The sequence below is a fragment of the Cellulomonas sp. IC4_254 genome, from assembly GCF_011603975.1.
In the GTDB taxonomy this organism is placed as follows: Bacteria; Actinomycetota; Actinomycetes; order Actinomycetales; family Cellulomonadaceae; genus Cellulomonas.
In genome coordinates, this window is sequence record NZ_JAANNB010000378.1 from 1 (window position 1) to 1,122 (window position 1,122).

Annotated in this window: 1 protein-coding gene; it reads right to left on the reverse strand. The window is 75.6% G+C overall.

Annotated elements, in window-relative coordinates; all coding sequences use genetic code 11:
• Window positions 1-834 (reverse strand): iron uptake transporter permease EfeU (gene efeU, locus G6556_RS18895; RefSeq protein WP_166944692.1); only part of this gene is annotated, 834 nt, incomplete at its 3' end.
• Between the last annotated feature and the right edge of the window lie 288 nt (window positions 835-1,122).

Genomic DNA, 1,122 nt, shown 5'->3' on the forward strand with positions numbered 1-1,122 from the left:
GGGGCGCGCGGGCGGGCGGCGGAAGGCGGTCCGCACGAAGAAGGTCATGGTCGGGACCACGTAGGCGGTCCACGCGATCGCCTGGAGCCAGGTCGTCGCGGGCGTGAAGTTGAGGACGCCCTTGAGCAGCGTGCCGTACCAGGAGGTCGGCGGGACGGCGGCCGAGACGTCGAAGGCCAGGGAGTTCAGCCCGGGCAGGACGCCGGCCTCCTGGAGGTCGTGGACGCCGTAGGACAGCACCCCGGCGGCGACGAGCACCAGGAACGCGCCGGTCCACGCGAAGAAGGTCTGCAGGTTCAGCCGCAGCACGCCCCGGTACAGCGCCCACGCGACGAGCACCGCGGTGCCGAGGCCGAGCGCGGCCCCGAGCAGCGGGGCGGCGGTGCCGCCGCGGGCGCCGGTGCCGGTGGTCGCCTGGGCGCTCGCCCACAGGAACAGCGCCGTCTCCAGGCCCTCGCGACCGACGGCCAGGCAGGCCATGACCACGACCGCACGGCGGCCGGCCGCGGCGGCGTCGTCGAGCTTGTGCTGCAGGTCGCCCTTGAGGTGCCGGGCGGTGCGGGCCATCCAGAAGATCATCCAGGTCACCAGGCCGACCGCGACGATCGACAGGGAGCCGCCGATCGCCTCCTGCGCCGTGAACGACAGGCCCTGCGGCCCGAACGTCAGCAGCGCGCCGAACCCGAGCGACACCGCGACCGCCACGCCGACGCCGGCCCACAGGGCGGGCAGCAGGTCGCGGCGCGAGGTGCGCACCAGGTAGGCGATCAGGATGCTGACGACGAGGGCGGCCTCGAGGCCCTCGCGCAGGCCGATCAGGTAGTTCGCGACCATCGGGCGGCTCCCGCGCGGGTGGTGGTGGACGGCACGTGCACGCCCTGCCGGCGGTCCCCGGGGAGGGAGTCGTCGGTAAGGCGAGGCGAACCTTACTCGCGCCGGAGGGTGCCGCGGAACCTCGGCCCGCGCACCGGTCGGCGGCCGGTCGCGGCACAGGTCGGCGCGCCGGTCGCGGCACACGCGGGCGGTCGTCCACAGGGCGGGGGACGGGTGCCTGCGCGGCGGTGCGTCATCGCTAGAGTCGGGGGCTCAGCCGCGCTCGACCCGTCCCCCCGACCCGGGAGC